The organism is Rhodococcus sp. IEGM1428, from assembly GCF_050321865.1.
Lineage (GTDB): Bacteria > Actinomycetota > Actinomycetes > Mycobacteriales > Mycobacteriaceae > Rhodococcoides.
Genome location: NZ_JBNQFW010000004.1, coordinates 351,697 through 373,076, shown reverse-complemented (window position 1 = coordinate 373,076; position 21,380 = coordinate 351,697). Strand labels below are relative to the sequence as shown.

General features: G+C 65.6%; 22 protein-coding genes and 1 other RNA gene. 10 read left to right on the top strand and 13 right to left on the bottom strand.

Annotated elements, in window-relative coordinates:
- Positions 1-98 precede the first annotated feature (98 nt).
- A complete protein-coding gene (locus ACQR3T_RS20000) occupies positions 99-1,667 on the bottom strand; it encodes an alpha/beta hydrolase (protein ID WP_428694611.1) in 1,569 nt (522 codons plus the stop codon).
- 83 nt (positions 1,668-1,750) lie between these two features.
- Here ACQR3T_RS20000 and ACQR3T_RS19995 point away from each other — a divergent pair, with 83 nt between their 5' ends.
- The 4 genes from ACQR3T_RS19995 to pip all read left to right on the top strand — a co-directional run bounded on the left by ACQR3T_RS19995 (position 1,751) and on the right by pip (position 5,887).
- Positions 1,751-3,466, top strand: coding sequence for an NAD+ synthase (locus ACQR3T_RS19995; RefSeq protein ID WP_428694610.1), 1,716 nt, complete (start codon positions 1,751-1,753; stop codon positions 3,464-3,466).
- 133 nt (positions 3,467-3,599) lie between these two features.
- Positions 3,600-4,451, top strand: coding sequence for a 3-methyl-2-oxobutanoate hydroxymethyltransferase (gene panB / locus ACQR3T_RS19990; protein WP_032379100.1), 852 nt, complete (start codon positions 3,600-3,602; stop codon positions 4,449-4,451).
- Positions 4,452-4,482: 31 nt separating this feature from the next.
- Complete coding sequence (locus tag ACQR3T_RS19985; protein WP_428694609.1) at positions 4,483-4,929, top strand: hypothetical protein; 447 nt, start codon at positions 4,483-4,485, stop codon at positions 4,927-4,929.
- Between the two features lies 1 nt (position 4,930).
- Entirely contained in the window at positions 4,931-5,887 is a 957-nt protein-coding gene (pip, locus tag ACQR3T_RS19980; protein ID WP_428694608.1) for a prolyl aminopeptidase, read from the top strand.
- On the opposite strand, the gene ACQR3T_RS19975 is transcribed toward pip, so the two are convergent.
- The 5 genes from ACQR3T_RS19975 to ACQR3T_RS19955 form a co-directional block, all read right to left on the bottom strand.
- A complete protein-coding gene (locus ACQR3T_RS19975; protein WP_428694607.1) occupies positions 5,877-7,307 on the bottom strand; it encodes an RNB domain-containing ribonuclease in 1,431 nt (476 codons plus the stop codon). The two genes, pip and ACQR3T_RS19975, sit on opposite strands and share 11 nt — an antisense overlap.
- A gap of 2 nt (positions 7,308-7,309) precedes the next feature.
- Complete coding sequence (locus ACQR3T_RS19970; protein ID WP_032379104.1) at positions 7,310-7,492, bottom strand: hypothetical protein; 183 nt, start codon at positions 7,490-7,492, stop codon at positions 7,310-7,312.
- Positions 7,493-7,549: 57 nt separating this feature from the next.
- An RNA gene (gene rnpB / locus ACQR3T_RS19965) (RNase P RNA component class A) lies at positions 7,550-7,991 on the bottom strand.
- A gap of 25 nt (positions 7,992-8,016) precedes the next feature.
- Positions 8,017-9,420 carry an MFS transporter gene (locus tag ACQR3T_RS19960; RefSeq protein ID WP_428694606.1) on the bottom strand — a complete coding sequence of 468 codons (1,404 nt, stop codon included), beginning with the start codon at positions 9,418-9,420 and terminating at the stop codon, positions 8,017-8,019.
- Positions 9,417-9,995, bottom strand: coding sequence for a TetR/AcrR family transcriptional regulator (locus ACQR3T_RS19955; RefSeq protein ID WP_428694605.1), 579 nt, complete (start codon positions 9,993-9,995; stop codon positions 9,417-9,419). Before ACQR3T_RS19955 ends, ACQR3T_RS19960 begins: the two co-directional genes overlap by 4 nt.
- Before the next feature lie 70 nt (positions 9,996-10,065).
- On the opposite strand from ACQR3T_RS19955, the gene ACQR3T_RS19950 reads away from it, so the two are divergent.
- Together ACQR3T_RS19950 and ACQR3T_RS19945 are read left to right on the top strand one after the other, a co-directional pair.
- A complete protein-coding gene (locus ACQR3T_RS19950) occupies positions 10,066-10,590 on the top strand; it encodes a DUF1697 domain-containing protein (protein WP_428694604.1) in 525 nt (174 codons plus the stop codon).
- Positions 10,587-11,837, top strand: a complete 1,251-nt coding sequence (locus ACQR3T_RS19945; protein ID WP_428694603.1) for an SLC13 family permease — start codon at positions 10,587-10,589, stop codon at positions 11,835-11,837. Before ACQR3T_RS19950 ends, ACQR3T_RS19945 begins: the two co-directional genes overlap by 4 nt.
- A 17-nt stretch (positions 11,838-11,854) precedes the next feature.
- Here ACQR3T_RS19945 and ACQR3T_RS19940 read toward each other — a convergent pair whose 3' ends face one another.
- Together ACQR3T_RS19940 and ACQR3T_RS19935 are read right to left on the bottom strand one after the other, a co-directional pair.
- Positions 11,855-12,328 carry a GNAT family N-acetyltransferase gene (locus ACQR3T_RS19940; RefSeq protein WP_428694602.1) on the bottom strand — a complete coding sequence of 158 codons (474 nt, stop codon included), beginning with the start codon at positions 12,326-12,328 and terminating at the stop codon, positions 11,855-11,857.
- Positions 12,329-12,548: 220 nt separating this feature from the next.
- Complete coding sequence (locus ACQR3T_RS19935) at positions 12,549-13,124, bottom strand: SDR family NAD(P)-dependent oxidoreductase (RefSeq protein ID WP_428694601.1); 576 nt, start codon at positions 13,122-13,124, stop codon at positions 12,549-12,551.
- A gap of 119 nt (positions 13,125-13,243) precedes the next feature.
- On the opposite strand from ACQR3T_RS19935, the gene ACQR3T_RS19930 reads away from it, so the two are divergent.
- Positions 13,244-14,170, top strand: coding sequence for a helix-turn-helix domain-containing protein (locus ACQR3T_RS19930; RefSeq protein WP_428694600.1), 927 nt, complete (start codon positions 13,244-13,246; stop codon positions 14,168-14,170).
- On the opposite strand, the gene ACQR3T_RS19925 is transcribed toward ACQR3T_RS19930, so the two are convergent.
- The 4 genes from ACQR3T_RS19925 to cobC all read right to left on the bottom strand — a co-directional run bounded on the left by ACQR3T_RS19925 (position 14,104) and on the right by cobC (position 18,279).
- A complete protein-coding gene (locus tag ACQR3T_RS19925) occupies positions 14,104-15,213 on the bottom strand; it encodes a bifunctional RNase H/acid phosphatase (protein WP_428694720.1) in 1,110 nt (369 codons plus the stop codon). The genes ACQR3T_RS19930 and ACQR3T_RS19925 overlap by 67 nt on opposite strands.
- Positions 15,214-15,218: 5 nt before the next feature.
- Positions 15,219-15,956: a zinc ribbon domain-containing protein gene (locus tag ACQR3T_RS19920; protein WP_032379110.1), complete on the bottom strand. Its 738-nt coding sequence runs from the start codon at positions 15,954-15,956 to the stop codon at positions 15,219-15,221.
- Between the two features lie 125 nt (positions 15,957-16,081).
- Entirely contained in the window at positions 16,082-17,203 is a 1,122-nt protein-coding gene (locus tag ACQR3T_RS19915) for a Nif3-like dinuclear metal center hexameric protein (RefSeq protein ID WP_428694599.1), read from the bottom strand.
- Positions 17,204-17,217: 14 nt separating this feature from the next.
- Positions 17,218-18,279 (bottom strand): Rv2231c family pyridoxal phosphate-dependent protein CobC, encoded by a 1,062-nt coding sequence (cobC, locus tag ACQR3T_RS19910; RefSeq protein WP_428694598.1) that lies wholly within the window; start codon positions 18,277-18,279, stop codon positions 17,218-17,220.
- A 56-nt stretch (positions 18,280-18,335) separates the two neighbouring features.
- Between cobC and ACQR3T_RS19905 the strand changes: the two genes are divergently transcribed.
- From ACQR3T_RS19905 to ACQR3T_RS19895, 3 genes are read left to right on the top strand one after another with little or no spacing between them, the layout of a single operon-like run.
- Positions 18,336-19,028, top strand: coding sequence for an HAD-IA family hydrolase (locus ACQR3T_RS19905; protein ID WP_428694597.1), 693 nt, complete (start codon positions 18,336-18,338; stop codon positions 19,026-19,028).
- On the top strand, positions 19,025-19,498 hold the full coding sequence (locus tag ACQR3T_RS19900; RefSeq protein WP_428694596.1) for a low molecular weight protein-tyrosine-phosphatase: 474 nt from the start codon (positions 19,025-19,027) through the stop codon (positions 19,496-19,498). The genes ACQR3T_RS19905 and ACQR3T_RS19900 overlap by 4 nt, the downstream gene beginning before the upstream one ends.
- 18 nt (positions 19,499-19,516) lie before the next feature.
- Positions 19,517-20,437, top strand: coding sequence for an SURF1 family cytochrome oxidase biogenesis protein (locus ACQR3T_RS19895; protein ID WP_428694595.1), 921 nt, complete (start codon positions 19,517-19,519; stop codon positions 20,435-20,437).
- On the opposite strand, the gene ACQR3T_RS19890 is transcribed toward ACQR3T_RS19895, so the two are convergent.
- Positions 20,378-21,346, bottom strand: a complete 969-nt coding sequence (locus ACQR3T_RS19890) for a cobalamin biosynthesis protein (protein WP_428694594.1) — start codon at positions 21,344-21,346, stop codon at positions 20,378-20,380. The two genes, ACQR3T_RS19895 and ACQR3T_RS19890, sit on opposite strands and share 60 nt — an antisense overlap.
- Positions 21,347-21,380: the final 34 nt, after the last annotated feature.

Below are 21,380 nucleotides of genomic sequence, written 5' to 3'. Positions count from 1 at the left end.
GCGAGAGTAAGCAAACGGAGTTAAATCTGTGTTACATCGTGAATTCAGTCTCACTTCGTGAAACTCTCTGCCCACATCGCGGCTGGTGAGGTAGCAGGTCAGCAGCGCAATCCGTCACCCGGCGGGACCAGATCGACGAGGTAGTTCACCAGCGGATCGTCGATGCAGCCCACGCCCGAGAACGCCACCGTGTGCTGGGTGCCGTCGTAGGTAACGAGGTTGCCGCGCAGCTGCGCAGCCAGTTCCACTCCGGCCTGATACGGAGTGGCCGGATCGTTGGTCGTCGACACCACCACCAGCGTCGGCAGGCCCTCGACATCGACGATGTGCGGGTCGCTCGTATTCGGCACCGGCCAGAACGCGCACAGGTCGAGCGGCGCGTTGCCCGTGGCTCGGCCGTCGTCCAGATACGGCGCGGCGGCGCGGAACCGGGCGTCGGCCTCGTCGGCCGCTGCTCGGTCCGTGGTCGGCGGTCCGTCCACACATCGGACGGCATTGAACGCGTCGTCGATGTTGGTGTAGCTACCGTCCTCCAGCCGCCCGGAGTAGGTGTCGGCGAGACGGAGCAAGGTATCGCCTCGACCGTCGCGTAGTTCGTTCAATCCCGCCCGCAGCAGCCGCCACAGCTGCTGCGAGTACAGGGCCTGCTGAGCCCCGGTGATCGCGTCGTCGTAACTGAGGCCACGTGGATCGGTCGTCTCGGCGGGCTGGTCGATCAGTGGGTCGAACAGGGATCGAAACTGTGCGACGGCTCGAGCCGGATCGGTTCCGAGCGGGCAGGTGTCGGTCTGTGCGCAGTCGGCGGCGAACTGATCGAACGCGGTCTGGAACGCCGCGCCCTGGGCGACTGCCTCGTCGACGGGTGACTGATCGGGGTCGAGCGCACCGTCGAGCACCATCGCCCGAACGTTCGACGGGAATTCCTCGGCGTACGCGGTGCCGATGCGGGTGCCGTAGGAGTAGCCGACGTAGGTCAGCTTCTCGTCCCCCAGAACTGCCCGGATGACGTCCATGTCGCGCACCACTTCCCTGGTGCCGACGTGCTCGAGCACATCGGCTCCGGTGCGGTCGACGCACTGGGCCGCATAGTCGCGATGCTCGGCCTCGGTGGCCGCGATGCCCTCGGGGCTGACGTCGACGTCCGGCTCGCGGCGTTCCTCGTCGACCTCCTCGGACGTCAGACAGCGCACTTCGGGTTCGGAGGCCCCGATCCCGCGAGGATCGAACCCGACGCGATCGAAGCGGTCCGCAACGGCGGTGCCGTCGGCCTGCGTGGCCAGATACAAACCCGACGAGCCGGGACCGCCGGGGTTCATCAGGATCGATCCGATCTTCTCGCCTGCCGCCCGGGTCCGGGATATGGCGACCTCGATGGTCGTGCCCGCGGGATCGGCGTAGTCGAGCGGCACGGTGACCATCGCGCACTCGACGGAGTCGCCCAGCTCGCTACCGTCGGTGTTGTACCGATCGCAGGACTCCCACTGGAGAGTCTGGTTGTAGAACGCCTCGAGACCCGCGGGAACCGGACCGGCAACCGATGCCGGCGACGATGCCTCGGGCCCAGTGGATGACTCCGGTGCGGCGGTGGGCTCGGAGCCGGAGCAGCCTGCGAGCAACACGGCAACTGCGGACAGCGCCACGGCCGTGTTCCTGGTGCGCGTTCTCATGGCACGATCGTGCCAGGTCTTTCCGACCGCACTCCATTCTCGCTGCCCGGCAGGGACGGCCGCCGAGCACTAGCGTCTACGTGGTGCAGGCCCTCCGACTCGCCCTTGCCCAGACGAACTCCGTCGTCGGCGATCTCGCGGCGAACTCCGCCGCAATCGTCGAGTGGACGGTCCGCGCCGCTCACGACGGTGCCAACGTGGTGCTGTTTCCCGAGATGGCTCTGACGGGATACCCGGTCGAGGATCTGGCTCTTCGGCCGTCGTTCGCCGCCGCATCCGCCCGAGCACTCACCGAATTGGCCACTGCGCTCGATGACGCCGGATGCGGCGACCGCATCGTGGTGGTGGGCTACCTCGATCGCGATGCCGAGGGCTCGCGGAACAGCGCCGCGGTGATCGTCGACGGACGGGTGACAACTCGCTACGACAAGCACTCCCTTCCCACCTACCGAGTGTTCGACGAGGCCCGCTACTTCGCTCCCGGATCGCGCTTGAGCATCGTCGAGGTGAACGAGCTCAGGCTCGGCGTTGTTGTCTGCGAGGACATCTGGCAGTCAGGCGGGTCGGTAGCGGCCTACGGGGCAGCGGGTGTCGACATGTTGCTCTGCCTCAACGCCAGCCCCTTCGAGCAGGGCAAGAACGAGGTACGGCACTCCATCGCCGCGCGCCGGGCCAACGAGATCGGCGTCCCGATCGCCTACGTGAACGTGGTCGGCGGACAGGACGAGCTGGTGTTCGACGGGGCGAGCTTCGTCATCGGTCCCGACGGTTCCACGTGGGGACGCTCCCCGCAATTCGTCGAACATCTGCTGATCGTCGACGTGGACGCGCCCACCGATCCACGTCCGAACGCCGAAGCTGTACCCGGTTGGAGCATCGATCGGGTACCGCTGCCCGACGTCGCGATCACCGGCTGGCAGCGAGCCGAGCCGTTTCTCTCCGACGTTGCCTGCGCGGAGGAACAGGTGTGGGGCGCTCTGGTGACCGGCTTGCGAGACTATGTGCACAAGAACGGCTTTCGTTCGGTGACTCTGGGACTGTCGGGTGGAATCGACTCGGCGGTGGTTGCGGCCATCGCCGTCGACGCCCTCGGTAGCGATGCAGTGCACGCAGTGTCGATGCCGTCGACGTACTCCTCGGGTCACTCCCGCACCGATGCAGAAGATCTTGCGTCGCGCACCGGTATCCACTTCAGCGTCGAGCCCATTGCCGACATGGTCAACTCCTTCGTCGACCAGCTGCACCTGACCGGACTGGCCGAGGAGAACATTCAGGCGCGCTGCCGCGGCATGACGCTGATGGCACTGTCGAACACATTCGGCCATCTGGTTCTGGCCACCGGCAACAAATCCGAACTGGCCGTTGGCTATTCGACCATCTACGGCGATGCGGTCGGCGGCTTCGCGCCGATCAAGGACGTACCGAAGTCGCTCGTGTGGGAGTTGGCGCGGTGGCGGAACAAGTCCGCTGCCGACCGCGGAGACATTCCTCCGATCCCCGATTCCAGCATCGACAAGCCGCCGTCCGCCGAGCTCAGACCGGGACAGCTCGACACCGACTCGTTGCCCGACTACGACGAACTCGACGCGATCCTGTTCAGGTACGTCGACAACGATCAGGGGTTCGACGACATCGTCGCGGCCGGCTTCGACCCGGTGGTGGTCGCGGACATTCTCCGCAAGGTCGATGCGTCGGAGTACAAGCGGCGTCAGTATCCGATCGGCAGCAAGGTCACCTCGCGCGCCTTCGGGCGCGATCGCCGGATGCCGATCACCAACGGATGGCGGGACTACGCGTAACCCGATCGAGTGTGACGAATTGCACTGCCCGGAGCGCTCCGGCAGGTCGTGCGCGGTGGCAGACTTCTGGATGTCATCACACCCCATCCCGGGGACCCGCCGAGCGGGCCTCGAGGACCAGAAAGGGACAAAGATGTCCGAAACTGCTGTGTACGGCGGCTCTTCCCAGGACGTACCCGCCACCGGTTTGACCCGCAAGACCCGCACCCATCACCTGCTGCAGATGAAGGCAGAGGGTGAGCGCTGGGGAATGCTCACCGCGTACGACTACTCCAGTGCGCGCATTTTCGAGGAAGCCGGTGTTCCGGTGCTCCTCGTCGGCGATTCCGCAGCGAACGTCGTCTACGGCTACGACACCACCGTCCCGATCACGGTCGACGAGCTGCTTCCGCTGGTCCGTGGAGTGGTACGCGGAGCGCCGCACGCTCTCGTTGTCGCAGACCTGCCCTTCGGCACCTACGAGGCCTCACCGCAGCAGGCTCTCGAGACAGCAGTCCGGTTCATGAAGGAGGGCCTCGCAGGCGCGGTCAAGCTCGAAGGCGGCGAGCGCGTCGCCGGGCAGATCGCCGCCATCACCGCTGCAGGCATTCCGGTGATGGCCCACGTGGGCTTCACCCCGCAGAGTGTCAACACCCTCGGCGGCTTCCGGGTGCAGGGCCGCGGCGACGCGTCCGAGCAGCTGGTGGCCGACGCCATCGCGGTTCAGGAGGCCGGTGCGTTCGCCGTCGTCATGGAGATGGTTCCCGCCGACATCGCCGGTCAGGTCACCCGAAAGCTGACGATTCCCACGGTCGGCATCGGCGCGGGCAACGAATGCGACGCACAGGTCCTGGTGTGGCAGGACATGGCCGGATACACCAACGGCAAAACCGCGAAGTTCGTCAAGAAGTTCGCCGACGTCGGCGACTCACTGCGCACTGCGGCAACCACGTACCTGTCCGAGGTGCGCTCGGGCGTGTTCCCCGGACCCGAACACAGCTACTGATCTTTCCGGTTCGGATGGCACACTCGAGGCCATGACAACCAGACGGGGTACTACGTCCATCGCAGGTAGAAGCGCAGTCGCACTGGCCGGTGCGGCTGCGCTGCTCACTCTCGTGGGCGCCTGCAGCACCGATACCACCAACACCGGTTCGTCGTCCTCGACGACGGTCGCGCCGACCACCACGGTCACCACGACTCCCGCGGAAGCGGTGATCACCGATGCCCAGAAGCAGCAGTTGTGCACCGATCTGGAAGCGCAGCTGTCCAATTGGCGCGTGCAGGGGCCCACGCTCGGCCGCGGCGGGTTGAACATTCTGGTGCAGACCTGGGCGGCGCAGAGTGGCGTCATCAACCTGCAGGTGGTGCAGAACCGAGCGATCGTCGACGACGTCACGAAGGAAACGTGTTCGGACGTTCGAGACGAGGCCATCCGTTCGCTCGACATTCCGGACCTGGCGTCGGGTCTGGTGGGCTTCTAGGATGCGTTCTCTCTACCCCGAGATCGACCCCACCGAGACCGGCCACCTCGATGTCGGCGACGGCCAACGGATCTACTGGGAAACCTCGGGCAATCCCGACGGTGCGCCGGTGGTGTTCGTGCACGGTGGTCCGGGCGGTGCCACCAATCCGCTGCAGCGGCGCTACTTCGACCCGCAGGCCTATCGGATCGTGTTGTTCGATCAGCGGGGCTGCGGGCAGTCGACCCCGCACATCGCCGACGGTGCCGATCTGTCGGTCAACACCACCGATCGGTTGATCTCGGACATGGAGAAGCTCCGGGAGCATCTGGGAATCGACACGTGGTTGGTGTTCGGCGGTTCGTGGGGCTCGACGCTGTCACTGGCGTACGCCCAGTCGCACCGCGACCGCGTGCGCGGACTGATCCTCCGAGGAATCTTTCTCGTACGGCCGTCGGAGATCGACTGGTACTACGGCGGCGGTGCCGGCAACATCTTCCCCGATCTGTGGGAGCAGTTCCTCGCGCCCATTCCGGAGAGCGAACGCGACGGCAATCTCGTCGAGGCGTATCACCGGCAGCTGATGTCCGCGGACACCGAGGTAGCGACGAGGGCCGCGGTGGCGTGGTCCTCCTGGGAGGCAGCCACCAGCTACTTGCTACCGAAACCGGATGCAGTGCAGGACAATTCGGACCCCCGATTTGCGCGTGCATTCGCCGGCATCGAGAACCACTACTTCCGCAACAATGCTTTTCTCGACGAAGATCAATTGCTGCGCGACGCGCATCTGCTCGACGACATTCCGGGCGTCATCGTGCAGGGCCGCTACGACGTCGTGTGCCCCGCAACGAGTGCGTGGGCCCTGCACAAGGCATGGCCCGGCGCGGATCTGGTGATCGTAGACGACGCAGGGCACTCAGCGGCCGAGCCGGGCATCGTGCACCACCTCGTCGAGGCGACCGACCGCTTCAGGCCGTGACGGGCGCGTAGCCGAAAGCGATCCTGCGCGAGTCGGTGTCGGCCTGGGTCAACCGGACCGTCACCGACTCCCCCGCAGGAGGTTCGCCGTCGCACTTGCCGATGACGATGGGATCCGACACGAGTACCTCGGCATCTCGCTTGCCCTCGGCACCGCGAAGTACGACCGCATCGAATGTCTCGCCCACTCGATCTTTCAGCACGTGTGCCTCGGTGAGGTCGACGCATGCACGGTCGACCTTCGATGCTGCAGAATCGGATCCACGCATGATCGCCGGTAGCTCGGGTAGGGCCTGCGTCGCCCAGTCCGGCACCGCCGATCCGGCTACGACGGCCAGGCACACCTCGGTGGCGAAGCGATCGGACAGCCGTCGCAGTGGTGCCGTCACGTGGGCGTAGGGCGCACCGATTCCCGAATGCTCCACCGTTGCGTCACCGGCGGCAGCGCTGGTCGTGCGATCGAACGCGAGGTAGTCCGCTCCGCGCAGCAAGCCGGTCGCCTGGCTCATCATCGCCAGTGTCGACGGTTCGTCGGCGGGCAGGTCTGCCAGCACCGCTCCGGCGGACGCACCTGCGGGCCAATCGATTCCGAGAGCAGCGGCGGTCCTCTTCAAGGTTTCGACGGCCTCGCCCGGGGCAGGTGGAAGGGTACGAACGATGCCGATTCCGGCGTCGAGCATGATCCTGGCGGCGCACATTCCCGTCAGCAGCGACACCTCCGCGTTCCAACCGTCCACCGCAGTGCGTGGTTGCAGGACGATGCGCCAGCCCGGCCCGTCGGGCACCACTTCCTGCTCGGGCAGCGTGATGTCGATGGCTCCGCGGCGTCTGGCCGCGCTCGCCCGTAGCGATCCGAATTCTGCCAAGGCGGCGATCGAGGGATGCGGAGTTCCCGCGTCGACGTCGGCTTGCACTCCGGCGTAATCCAGCCGTGCGACAGATCGCACCAGCGCGCGGGTGACCGTCCAGGCAGCCGCTTCGCCGACGTCGTCGAGTTCGATGGTCCACAACGCGGCGCAGCGAGTCTGTCCCTCCAACAGGCTTCCGGAGCCCTCCGACAATTCGCGTGGGTGCAGCGGAACAGATCCGTCGGGCAGATAGAACGTCTGGCCGCGTCGGCGGGTTTCCACGTCGAGCGCTCCCCCCGGCATCACCAGCGCACCCACGTCGGCGATCGCGTAGTGCACCACCAATCCGTTGGACGTCTTCTCGATGTGGACAGCTTGATCGAGGTCCTTCGAGCCGGGCGGGTCGATGGTGACGAAGGGAATGTCGGTGCGATCGATCCTGTTGTCGGCGTGCAGATCTCGGGCGTTCTGCGCTTCGCGCAACACCGCTGCGTCGAAGACATCGGACAGACCGAACTCGGATCTGATGGCCTCGAAATCGAAATTCGGAGCCCTCAGCCGGGTGAGCAGCACCGTCAGTTGTTCCAGTCGTCGTCGGAGTCGGCGGCCTTGTTGCGCGCAGCTGCGATCTTCAGCGCCTGCTCTGCGGTGGCCTTGTCCGGATACGGGCCCATGCGGTCGAGGGCGTTGGTCTCCTTGCCCTGCACAACCTGCTTGGTGCTGATGTCGTAGTACCAGGAGGTGTCGTCGTCGGTCATGACTTCCAGTGTGCCCCATGGAGCACCGCCGCAGGAGAACTGCGAGAAAAGTGAGTGCGAACGAGTCGGCCTGTAAGCCGGATCCTGTCTGCCGTTCCTGCTTTCGCAGGTTCGACTTCGACGACCATCCATCTGGGCACACCGTTGCCGGGTACCTCGAGCAGTCCACCCGCAGGCTCGGGCGAGCAGCCCTCGAGCACCTGCGCAGCTGCACCCCTTGCGCGGTGCAGCCTTCGACCTTGCTCCGGGCGGGGTTTACCTAGCCACCCCAGTCACCTGGGGTGCTGGTGCGCTCTTACCGCACCGTTTCACCCTGACCTGCAGTTCGATTCCGAAGAACCGATCCGCAGGCGGTCTGTTTTCTGTGGCACTGTCCCGCGAGTCACCTCGGGTTGCCGTTAACAACCGCCCTGCTCTGTGGAGTCCGGACTTTCCTCGGCCCGAAGCGCGACGGAAGCGATCCGCCGGTCCTCCGAGCCGCAGCCGTCCGGCCAACTCGTTCGCGGTTGCGTACTCTACCCGGCTCACGTCGGATGTCCGGCGACTGCCCGGCCACGAAGAACAGTGGCACTCACGACGGCCGCGGCAGCGGTGACAGCTGCGCCCACCCAGGCCGCCGACGTGTAGGCCCCCTCCGAGGGAAAGGTGGACCCTGCACTGGTCCCCGTGGCCAACACGAGCCCACCGATCGCGCTACCGAAGGCAAATCCGACGCTGCGCACCACCTGGGTGATACTCATGGCACTCGACGTCTCCTCGGGAGGGACGACCGACAGAACGACGGCAGGCAGGGCAGCCGAGAAACTCCCCACTCCGACGCCGAGGATGCCCATCACCACGCAGAGTTGCACGATGTCGGTGCGGGTGGAGGCGAACAGGACCAGGGCCGCCAGAACGACGAGTGCGCTGACCGACAGTGCGCTACCCGGCCCCACTCGACGCAGTGCACGAGGCACGAGCTTGCCCGCGAGAAACCCGAACACCGAGAACGGAACCAGAACCAGCCCGGCGGCGAAGACGTCGAGACCGAAGCCGTAACCGGCCGCGGAGGGTGTCTGCGCGTAACGCGTGGTGATGGCCAGCAGCAAATACATGCCGATGCCGCCCAAGAACATTGCGCCGTTCGCACCGACCACAGCTCGACGGCGGAGCAATCGGAGATCGACGAGCGGTGCCGGGCTCGAGAGTTCGACGCGTACCCAGATAGCGGTCGCGACCACTGCACTTGTACCGAGTACCACCGCCGTCCAGGCGTGGCTCGCCCACAGCGCGGTCTCACTCACGAGAATCAAGACGAACGTCAGGGCGAACGCGAGCAGCACTGCACCGGGAACGTCCAGTGGAGTCGCCCGCTTCTGGGACGAGGGTGGAATAGCCTTCAAAGCAACCACCAGCGCCATGACCGTCAGAGCGGCACCGAATCCGTAGGCGGCGCGAATCCCACCGTGGTCGGTCAGAAACCCTGACAACGGGTATCCCACTCCGACACCCGCCGTCGACGCAACCGACAGCAGCGCGATCGTGGAACCAGACCGACTGCTGGACAAATGATCTCGTGCAACCCCCATCAACATCGAGGTCAGGGCCAGACCCACTCCCTGGGCCGCGCGGCCGAGGAGCAACCAAGCGAAGGACAGCGGCAGTGCAGTCAGAACTCCGCCGACCGACACGACGGCGAGCGTGACGAGGATGGCCGCACGTCGATGCGGACCGGAACCCAGCCGACCGAGCAGCGGCGTGGTCACGGCGCCTGTCAACAGGGCCAGCGTCAACGTCCACTGCGCACTCGACAGCGAGACATCGAATGTGGTTGCGACACTGGTGATCAGCGGTGCACCGAGGCTGCCGACAGCGGCCACTACCACTCCGACGAACACCAGCGCGGGTACCAACAGGCGCTCCCCGCTGACCTCGGCGTCGGCGGTCACCGGTTCGTATCGCTGGTGATGTGGTCGAACAATCCGGCCTGGATGCGAGTGCCCACTCCGTTCGCCCAGGGTTGGTCGACCTCATGAATCTGCATGGCTGCGCCACTGTTGAGCAGCATGCCGAACGCCAGAAATGCTTTGACGGTCACTGCGTCGAGACCGGTGACCTCTACGACGGTGTTCCACATCCGGCCGAAGGCCTCTCGAACGGCGTCCCGCACCTCGGAGTCGCCACACGCGGCGATCCCCTGCAGCTGGAGCAGGAGTGAGGTTCGATCCTCGAGCATGGAGTAATAGCGCTCCCCCATCGCGGCCAACGCCTTGTGCCCGGTGTCCGTTCCCGCAGCTTCGCGCATTCCGTCCGCCAACCGATCGAAGGACGCGACGACCAGTTCGGAGAACAGCGCCTTCTTGGTTCCGAATATACGAAAGATGTAGGCCTGGGTTATCCCTGCTTCACGGGCGATCCTGTCGGTCGAACCGCCGTGCAGTCCGGACGACGCGAATTCGTCTGCCGCTATCCGCAGTATTTGCTGCCGTCGGTCCGGGCCTGTCATCCGTCCTCGCTGCGCCATGCCTTCAAGTTACTGGTTACTAACTACTGACTTCAATGGTTTTCTCGAGCGCTTCACTACAGTTCTGTCCATGAGTGAATGGGTCGTGCTGCTGCGCGGCATCAACGTCGGCGGCATCAACATCAAGATGGTCGATCTCCGTGCTGCTGTGGCCTCGGCCGGCTTCACGAATGTCCGCACGATTCTGGCGACCGGCAATGTACTGCTGCAGTCGCCGCTGACCGCCGCCGCCCTGAAAGCACAGGTGGAAAGCACGCTCGCCGAGGCGTTCGGCTACCGAGCCTGGGTTGTCGTGCTCGACGCCCCGGCACTGGGGGCAATAGTGGAGTCCTACCCGTTCGACGCCGAACGGGAAGGCTGGCATCCTTATGTGGTGTTCGGTAGCGACGATAGCCATTTGACCGAATTGTCCGCTCTTGCAGAAGAACTCGACCCCGAGCTCGAGAGGATTGCCGAGGGGAACAGCGTGCTCTACTGGGAGGTGCGCAAGGGCAACACCACCGACAGCACGTTCGGGAAAGCCACGGCGAAGGCGAAGTACAAGGCCACGACCACCACGCGGAACGTTCGCACTCTCGTGAAGATTCTCGCGTGACCGTTCTCGCTGCGGCATTGGTCGCCGCCGTTCTCGTCTTCGCCATCGTTCGCCCGCGCGGTCTCCCCGAGATCGTCGCCGCGCTTCCAGCGGCAGCAGTTGTTCTTCTCGTCGGCCTGGTCAGCCTCGACGCCGCTCGGGAGCAGGTACTCGAACTCGCTCCCACCGTGGTATTTCTGGCGTTCATCCTGATCCTGGCGCATCTGTCGGATGCCCTCGGTGTGTTCACCTGGATCGCCGCGAAGCTACGACGCGGATCCAAGGGCAGCCCCCGCAAACTGCTCACCCTCGTGTTCGCAGCGGCAGCGGCAACCACAGCCGTACTGAGCCTCGACGCGACCGTGGTTCTGCTGACACCGGCCATCATCGGTGCTGCTCGCATCCTGGGGATGTCGCCGCGTCCACACAGTTACGCCACTGCGCACCTGTCCAATTCGGCGTCGACTCTGCTGCCGGTGTCCAATCTGACCAACCTGCTGGCCGTCGCTGCGACCGGACTGACCTTCCTGCATTTCACGGCCCTGATGGCACTGCCGTGGATCTTCGCGGTCGCCATCGAACTGGCGGTGTTCCTGATCTTCTTCCGCAAGGATCTGACCCGCACCGCGACACCAACGCAAACCCCGACCGAACACAGCACCGACGACGTACCCGCACCTCGCAGCACGCTGCTCATCCTCGGTGCGACACTCGTCGGCTTTGCGGTGGCGGGACTGTTCGATATCGAACCGTTCTGGGTGGCTGCGGTGGGGTCGATTGCGCTCGCGATCCCGGCACTTCGAGCTCGGCACACCACGCCTCGCGCCATTCTGCGCGGCGCCGATCTGCCGTTCTGTGGCTTCGTCTTTCTTCTCGGCATCGTCGTTCTCGGCGTGACGACTGGCCCGATCGGCGACTGGCTGGCGCGAATCCTGCCGTCCGACACCACCTTCGCGTCCCTGCTGGCCGCGGCTGCCATTGCGGCGGTGGCGTCGAACATCGTCAACAACCTGCCCGCGACCCTGCTATTACTGGCCGCGTTCGGCGCCGACGCTCCCCCAGCGTTGTTGTTGGCCATGGTGATCGGGGTCAACCTGGGCCCCAACCTCACCTACGTCGGGTCGCTGGCGATCATGCTGTGGCGACGCGTCGCATCGGCCAACGACGAGCCGGCAGACCTGCGCACCTTCACCGTGTTGGGCGTCATCACCACTCCACTGACCATCGTCGGCGCAGTGGCGGGGTTGTGGCTCGCGTTGCAGTTCTAGGCCTCATCGGGCCCTCGTCACAAGACAATCTCGAGCCGTGGCAGTTCTCGCCCGGCGATCGACCCACTCACAGCAGTACCGATGCGGACGGCACCGAAGTGGAGATAGAACGGTTCGGCTCCGGGATCCGCGTCGAGCGTCAGACGCTCGAATCCCTGCGCGCGAGCCTCACTGATCGTGTGCTCGAGCAATTTTCGACCACAGCCGGTTCCGATGGAACTCGCGTCCACGAAGAGTGCCGTCAGTTCACCCGCAGGCGCTTCACCCCCGAGCACGCTGAAACCGACAACGGAGCTTTCCGACCCGGACGAACCGACGACGGCGACCCACATCCGACCCGATCCGCATACAGCCGAGTCGTACGTCAACTCCACACGACATGCCTGCAGGAAATCCTCGGAGTATCCCCAGTAAGCCTTCGACCGAAGTGCGAGTTCCGAGATCGTCTCGTTTTCGTCGGACCTCGCCAACCGGATTTCGACATCGCCCATGCCTCGACCATAGAGCGAATGTCCGCAACGCCACGAGCACTACCGCGGCGGCAACCGTGTGCGGCGAGCAGCGGCACCGTGCCCTGTCGGTCGATGAGTCACCAGCGGAGCAGACCCTGACTGTTTCCCACGGTGCCGGTAGGTCCGTCGTCGGCAATCGTGGCGAGTCGGACGATTTCGTCGGTGCCCTGCGTGACGTCGTGTGCACCCTTGCCTGCGTTCAGATCGGTGCGGGTGTAGCCGGGTCGGCGGCATTGACTCGCATCATCGGGAGGGCGCGCGCGTACTTCACCGTGAGCATGTTGAGGGCGGTCTTGGACGCCGCGTAGATCGGCGGTACCACCTGCCAGTCGAAGTAGTCGTGCTCGATGGTGTCCTGAATGGATCCGACACCCGAGGAGATGTTGACGATTCGTGGATGGTTCGAGATCTTCAGCAGTGGCACGAATGCGTTGGTCACTCGAATGACGCCGAAGACGTTGGTGTCGAAGACGTCTCGGGCGTCATCCGCCGATCCTTGTTCGAGCGGAACGAACGCGCCGGTGATTCCTGCGTTGTTGATCAGGACGTCGAGGCGTCCATGGTCCGCACGCACCTGGCGCGCAGCAGCGTCGACGCTGCCCTGATCGGTCACGTCCAGTTGGACGAACGTGACGCCGAGGTCGGCGGCCGCAGCACGACCCAGCTCACGGTTGCGGGCACCGATGACCACGGTGTGGCCGGCACGCTGTAAGCGCCGCGCCGTCTCGTGGCCGATTCCCTTGTTGCCGCCGGTGATCATCGTGATTGTGCTCATGACGTCGACGCTAAGGCGCGGCGGCCCCCTCGAGAAGATGCCGCTTGTCGGTAGGTCTGCCGGTACCACCCAGATCGTCATCGAGAAGATGCCCGTGGCCGAGGTGGCACAGTGGTGAGATGACCGTAGAGCAGCAGGGACGCCGGCCGGCGGGTTTCTCGTCGGTGCTCCGTGGCTGGCGTGACCGCAGCGCACCCGTCCCCTCCGTCTCGGCCGTCAGGCCTCGGAGATCGTCGGGGTTACGCCGCGAGGAACTCGCCACACTCGCCGGAATCTCGGTGGACTACCTGGTCCAGCTGGAGCAGGGTCGCGCGTCGAATCCGTCGGCGGCGGTGGTCGCTGCTCTCGTTCGGGCCTTGGGCCTCGACCTCGCCGATGCCGGAGTGTTGTATCGAGCTGCCGGACTCGCGGCACCGTCGTCGGCCGTCGATCGATCGGTACCGGACAGCGTCGATCGGCTGCTGGCCCGAGCCGAGGACTGGCCTACGGCGGTGTACGCGGCCGATTGGTGGCTGCTGAGATGGAACGCGGCATGGTCCGCTCTGATGGGCAATCCGATGGACCTGTCCGGACATTCACGCAACCAGGTCTGGTTCGAGATGACCGAGGACACGTCGACCATGTGGGTCGACCCCGGGCAACGGGAACAGTATCGAGACGCGCTGGTCGGCGACCTCCGCGTGGCACAAATTTCGCATCCCGACGACGCCGAGCTCGACAACCTCGTCCATGACCTTCGAGCGCGCAGCGACGAATTCTCCGATCGTTGGCACCACGCTCGGCCGGCCGTCTACCGGGGAGCACGCAAGAACATCGACCATCCTCTGGTGGGGTCGATGGTCCTCGATGGGGACGTGTTCCAGCCGGCAGGCTCCGATGTTCGGGTGATCGTCTACACCGCAGCACCCGGCTCGCGAGACGAGTCCAGACTGTTGTCACTGTTGTCGCCCGGATCCCGTGCACGGAACCGAGCCTCGGTTCAGGCCGGCGAAGCCAGGTGCGAGGTGTCGTTCACCAATCGCACCGAGGCCCCGCCGTCGGGGTAGAACTCGGCGATACTCAGCGACGCGAGATCGAGGTGCAGTCGATACAGCAGCGACGGGCCGACGTCGAGCGCAAGTTGCAGCAGCATCTTGATCGGGGTGACATGGGTGACCACCAGAAGGGTCTTTCCGGCGTACTCGGTGAGCAACTGGTCACGGGTCGCTTCGATGCGTACACGTACGGCGTCGAAACTCTCCCCGTTCGGTGGTGCCACGGAGGTGTCGCCGCGCCAAGCCTTGTGGACCTCGGGGTGACGTTCCATGGCCTCGGTGAACGTCAGCCCTTCCCAGTCGCCGAAGTCGGTCTCGATGAGACCGTCGACCGTGGTGACGGGCAATCCCAGGCGGTCGGCCGTCGCTGAGGCCGTCTGTTGGGCGCGCGCGAGCGGCGAGGCCACGATGGCGTCGATGTCGGTCCGCAAACCGAGAACCGTTGCGGCAGAAGCTGCTTGGCGTTGACCCAGTTCCGTCAAGTCAGGATTGCCGCGGCCGGAGTATCGCCGATCGACCGACATGGGGGTCTGCCCGTGCCGCAACAGCAGCAGGCGCGTGGGCTCCCCCATCGCACCGGTCCACCCGGGCGACTCGGCCTTCTTCGCGGCCGGCTCCGCATCGGGCAGTTCCGACAGGTCCACACCCTCGGCCGCTGCGTCCATCGCCTCGTTGGCGAGCGCATCGGCGTGCGAGTTCTGTGCGCGCGGAATCCACTCGTAGGTGACGGAATCGAAGCCGCGAGCCAGTTCGGCCGCTTTCCGCTGAAGCGGAATCATGTCCGGGTGCTTCACTTTCCAGCGCCCGGACATCTGCTCGACGACGAGTTTGGAGTCCATGCGGACGGCAACCTCGCGGGCCCCGACGTCACGTGCGGCACTGAGTGCGGCGATCAGGCCGTTGTACTCGGCGACGTTGTTGGTGGCCACCCCCAACGAAGCCCGACGCTCGGCGAGCACCTGCGAGCGATCGGCGCTGAACACCACTGCGCCGTATCCAGCGGGCCCGGGGTTCCCCCGCGATCCTCCATCGGCCTCGGCGACAACCCGCGACATCTGGCTCAAATTCCGGATTCCTTGGTGCGCACCAGGATTGCGTTGCACTCCGAGCAACGAATCAGAGCGTCTGCCGGCTTGTTGGCAATGCTCGCGATCTCGTTGCGGTCGAGCTCGATCCGGCAAGCACCGCAGCGACGAGCCTGCAGCAATGCCGCACCGCGGCCGGTGAGAGCTCGCTGCTTCTCGTAAACAGCAAGCAGATCCGCGGGCAACCCCGAAGCCAGGGACTCGCGGCGCTCGGCGCTGCGCTTCTCGGCGGTGTCGAGGTCTGCAACGGCGTCGTCGCGGCGGCGGCCGGCGTCGACGAGTTCGTCCTCGATCTGCGTCAGCTGCGCACCGGCGTGCTCATAGTCCCGCTCGCTGGCCTCACGCTGCTCCATGACCTCGAGCAGTTCCTCCTCGAGGATGCCCTGGCGGCGTTCGAGGCTGCCGAGTTCGTGCTGCAACTCCGTCATCTGCTTCGGTGCGATGGTGCCGCTCTCGAGCATCTTCTTGTCGCGAGCCTCGCGTTGACGAACCGCGTCGACCTCGCCCTCGAGTTTGCGAATGTCCCGATCGAGGTCGTCCATCGAGATCTGCACCGTGACCGCGGCGTCCTTGCGGGTGGTGCGCTCGGTCTCGAGCTTGTCCACCTCCTGCTGCTCGGGGAGGCTTTTGCGGCGGTGGGCGATCTGCGAGAGTTCGGTATCCACACCGGCCAATTCGAGCAGCGAGGCCTGGACTTTGGGATCGACGTTCACGCTTGATGACTCCTGCGACTATGGAAGTTGGTAAGAGATCACCCTACCGGCTGCTCGAAACCGAGAGAGCCGGATCGGCTCCGACCGCCTGTCGCCAGGGGTTCACAAGTCACGATGGTCACCGATCACAGCGTCCAGGGGTCGGTGCGCACATCGGTGACCCTGCTGCTCCACCCGTCGGTGTCACCGAACGCGGCGTCGACGATGGTGCGCGCCTGTTCACACCACGGGAACTCCGACGCCCAGTGCGCGGTGTCGATCACCGCGGGCCCACCCGCGCGCAGATGTTCGTCGACAGGGTGGTGCCGCAGATCCGACGTGACGTACACGTCGGCGTCGGTTCGCGCGACTGCAGACAGGAACGAATCGCCTGCTCCCCCGCACATCGCCACCACCGAGACCGTGGCCTCGGGATTTCCTGCAGCGCGTACTCCCCACGTCGTGGCAGGTAGCGCTTCGCGGACGACGTCGGTGAACTCGGCGAGGGTCATCGGATTCGGCAGTCGACCGATGCGTCCCAAGCCGGTGCACGACGGCAATGCCGCGGACTCGAAGACATCGAACGCGGGCTCCTCGTAGGGGTGGGTGTGACGTAGAGCCGAAAGCAACTGCGCGCGTTTCGCTTTGGGGGCAACAACTTCGATTCGATCTTCTGCCTCCGTGTGCACCTCACCGAGAACGCCCAGTGTCGGGTGCGCATTCGGGCCGGGACGGAATTGGCCGAGACCGGTCGCCTGCCAGCTGGCTTCGCTGTAGTCGCCGATCTGTCCGGCTCCGGCGTCGAACAGGGCCTGTCGCACCGCGGCCGAGTCGGAAGCCGGTACGAAGACCACCCACTTGTCGTGCGCGGGAGCAGGAATGGGGTCGAGTGGCCTGGTGTCGATCACTCCGAGCGCGGACGCGAGTGCGTCGGAGACGCCGGGATCGGCGGAGTCGGCGTTGGTGTGGGCGGTGAACAGTGCGCAGTCGGCCTTGATCAGGCGGTGGATCACCGACCCCTTTGCGGTGTCGGCCGCGACGGTGTCGACGCCTTTGAGTAGCAACGGGTGGTGGGCCACGATCAGATCGGCACCCCATGCGATGGCTTCGTGGACCACAGCATCGGTGACGTCGACTGTGTACAGAACCTGCTGCACAACAGCTTTGGGATCTCCACACACCAGGCCCACCGAGTCCCAGCTCTCGGCCAGGCGTGGTGGGTAGGCATTGTCGAGAACCTCGATGACGTCCGCCAGTGTCACTGTCATGTTCGTTGCTCTCCTCACAGAACGGTGCTCAACGCATTCACCAGTATGTCGACCTGCCGCGAGTCCCGTACCGCGACGCGCAGGTAGTGACGGTCGAGCCCCGGGAACGTGTCGCCGCGCCGAACCGCAATACCCATCGTGCGCAGGCGTTCTCGAACCAGATCGGCACCCTCGAAGCGCACCAGCAGAAACGGCGCTCGGGCCGGGCCGGTGACGTCCAGACCGAGAGCGCTCAGTCGGCCGATCATCCCAGATCGTTCGCGGTCGATGCGTTCGGATTCGGCACGTGCCTGATCGATGGCAAACGGTTCTGTGCAGGCGCGGATTGCTTCGATTTGCAGACTCCCCAGCGGCCAGTGCGCGCGGCCGCGCTGCATCCTCGCGAGAACGTCAGGGTGCCCCAGCGCATATCCGCACCGCAACCCCGCCAACGCCCACGTCTTCGTCAGGCTACGCAGGACCACCACGTCATCCGAGCGCTGCGACGAAACCGATTCTCCGGAACCGAGCACTGCGTCGGCGAAGGCCTCGTCGACCACCACCGTTCGGCCGGGCCGACGCAGGCTCAGAACCGCTTCGCATGGGTGCAGAACCGACGTCGGATTGGTGGGGTTGCCGATGATCACCATGTCGGCGGCATCGGGCACGAGCATCGGATCGAGCTCGAAAGGCGGCGGCAAAATAACCCGATGCACCGGTACACCCGCCTGTTCCAGCACCCAATCGGGCTCGGTGAAGGACGGATGGATCGTTGCCGCGAGTTGTGGCCCCAAACGCTGCAGCATCGAGAAGCCCTCGGCACCGCCGCTGAGCAGCAGCACCTCGTCCGGGGAGCGACCGTGGTGTGCGGCCACCTGCTCTCGTGCGGCGTACTCGGCCGCAGCGCTCGGGTACGAACCCAGCGAACTCAGCGCCGTGGCCAGCCGGTCCCGAAGCCATGCGGGCGGGCCGTCGCCGCGCACGTTGACGGCGAAGTCGACGAATCCGGACTCGACCTCCACGTCTCCATGGTGACGAAGGAGCTCATCCGGCCTGTGACGAAGGAGCGCGTCGGGTTCGGCAGTTGTATCGGACATCGCGACGAGCGTAGCCGCAGGCTTTCCCGAGCAGGCCGCACCGATAGGCTTCGAACATGTCTGCCGTTACCCCCGCGTCCGTTGTCCTGTTCGATCTCGATGGGACGTTGACCGATTCCGCACCGGGAATTCATGCCGGTTTTCGCCATGCGTTGGCCTCGGTGGACGCCCCCGAGCCGACCGAAGAGCAGCTGTCGCTGGTTGTCGGGCCGCCGTTGATCGACACCTTGCGCGGGCTGGGTCTGGACGAGGACGCCGCACAGCGCGCGTTGGCGGCGTACTTCGAGCGGTACGACGAGCGGGGCTGGGCCGAGAACACCGCGTTCGACGGCATCGAGACGGTGCTGACTCGATTGCAGGACCGAGGAGTGCGCCTCGGGGTGGCGACGTCGAAGTCGGAGCGCTTCGCCGTTCGCATTCTCGACCATTTCGGTTTGTCGCGATACTTCGAGTTCATCGGAGGTGCCAGCAACGACGGCACCCGACGAGCGAAGTCCGATGTCATCGCGCACTCGTTGTCCAATCTCGGAATCGACCCGGTGGAACACACGGACGGTGGCACCGACGGGGTGATCATGATCGGTGACCGTGACCACGACGTGCACGGTGCAGCACGATTCGGCATTCCCACGGTGTACGTGGAGTGGGGCTACGGCGTCGACGGCGAGAGCGACGACGCCGCGTTCACCGCATCGAACATGGACGAGTTGGCTGCGGTGCTCGAGCAGAACACGGTGGCAGGGCAGTGAACGAGCCACTGCATGTGACGTTCGTGTGCACCGGCAACATCTGCCGATCGCCGATGGCCGAGAAGGTCTTCGCCGCGCATCTGCGCGATGCCGGTCTCGCCGATGAAGTGCGGGTGTCGAGTGCGGGCACCGGCGGCTGGCATGTGGGCGACGGTGCCGATCCCCGCACCGTCGCCGAGCTCGTCGCCCACGGCTACGACGGTGAGCACGAGGCCGCGCAGGTCGGACCGGACCATCTGGAGGCAGACCTGATCGTCGCGCTCGACACCGGCCATGCGAAGGCGCTGCTGCAGCTCGGCGCGCCGGCCGATCGAGTGGCCCTGCTGCGATCGTTCGATCCCGACGCCGACGACTCGTCGGTCGCCGACCCGTACTACTCGTCCGACTGCGCGTTCACCGAGGTGCGCGAGCAGATCGAAAGTGCGGTTCCCGGACTGTTGAACTGGGCACGGTCTCAGCTCTCCGGCTGACCCCGCTACCGTGGTGGGGTGGAGAAGTTAGGGTTCTTGCTGCGTCCGAAGTGGTTGGTGCTGGCCGCCGTCGCGCTGGCGTTCGCATTTCTGTGCTTCAGCGTGCTCGCTCCGTGGCAGCTCGGCAAGAACACCTCGACCTCTGCGCGCAACGACCTGATCACCCGGTCGGTCGACGCAGATCCGGTACCCATCTCGGACATCCTCACCGCCAACGGCTTCCCGGCCGACGACGAATGGCGCCGCGTCATCGCGACGGGTTCCTACGATGTCGATTCCGAGGCACTGGTGCGGCTGCGCAGCATTCGTGAACAGCCCGCGTACGAGGTCATCACCCCGTTCGAGATCGACGGTGGGCCCACCGTACTGGTCAACCGCGGGTACGTGCTGCCGGTGGAGGGCACAAGACCACCCGACTTCGCGCCCGCACCTACGGGACAGGTGACGCTGAACGCCCGAGTGCGTCAGGCCGAGGGCACATCGCGGGAACCGATCGAGGAAGACGGTCACCTGCAGGTCTACAACATCAATCCGGAGCAGATCGGCACGGCGGTCGGCGTCGATGCGATCGACGGGTACCTCCAGCTCGACGACGATCAACCGGGCGGGCTGGGCCTGATCGAATTGCCTCAGACCGATGCAGGGCCCTACCTCTCCTACGGTCTGCAGTGGCTGGCGTTCGGCATCATGGCACCGCTGGGTCTGGCGTACTTCGTTCGCGCCGAAATCAGGGAGCGTCGCATGTCTCGTGCCGAGATGGCCGACGCGATGTCCGGCGAACCGGACCCCGCTCCCGACAACGAGCCCGTACCCGACGAAGAAGAAGAAGAATTCAGTCTTCCCACCCGACGCGAGAAGCGCGCCAGAGCGCGCGCTGCGTCACGTCCGACGGTGCCGTCGGATCCTCGCCTGGCCGATCGCTACGGCAAGAATCGCTGACGCGATCACCGACAGTTCTTGCACCCGGGTCGACAGCGTGACCGAACGGCGAAGGTCGCGCGCCGTGGGAGAGACCCCGTCCCCCAGGGTCGGGCGGTTCTCGACGCCGTGTCGATACTGAGTTCTGCCTCCGAGTTGCAGTCCCAGCGCGCCTGCAGCCGAGGCCTCGGCAACACCGGCATTGGGGCTGGGGTGCTTCGACGCGTCGCGACGCCACATCTTTGCTGCCTCGACGGGTGAGCCGTGTACCAGGGGCGCTACCAGTACCGTCGCCAGTCCGGTGGCCCGGGCGGGCACCAGATTCAGGACGTCGTCGATTCTCGCTGCGGCCCAACCGAAGCGCAGATACTTCTCGGACCGATAGCCGACCATGGCGTCGAGCGTGTTGCTCGCGCGGTAGGCCAGAATGCCGGGCACTCCGGCACACGCGCCCCACACCAGGACACCCACGGCGGCATCGGATGTGTTCTCTGCGATGGATTCGAGAGCGGCGCGCGCCAGTCCGTCGGAGTCGAGTGATTCCGGATCGCGTCCGCACAGCGACGGCAACAGCGCGCGCGCACCCTCCAGTTCACCGCTGTCGAGGCAATCGGCCATCCGCCCACCCACCCTGGACAGCGACGTTCCACCCAGCGCTGCCCAGGTGGCAGCCGCGACCAGAACCGTCTCGACAGGTGCACCCACGCGGGCGGCGGCGCGGCTCGAGGCGATACCGATAGCGGCCGCCGAACCGATCAGCGTCGACGCGTGTATGACTCCGACGGATCTGCTGTCACGGTAGAGAACTCGTTCCACGTGCAGTGCCGTCGTGCCGAACCCCGCGACCGGATGCCAGCGCTTCGGGTCTGCGAACACGCGATCGAGGCCGTAGCCGATCAGTAAGCCGATCGCTCGGGGGTGTGTCCACATCCCACGAATCTTGCCAACTGCGCATCCGGTGCAG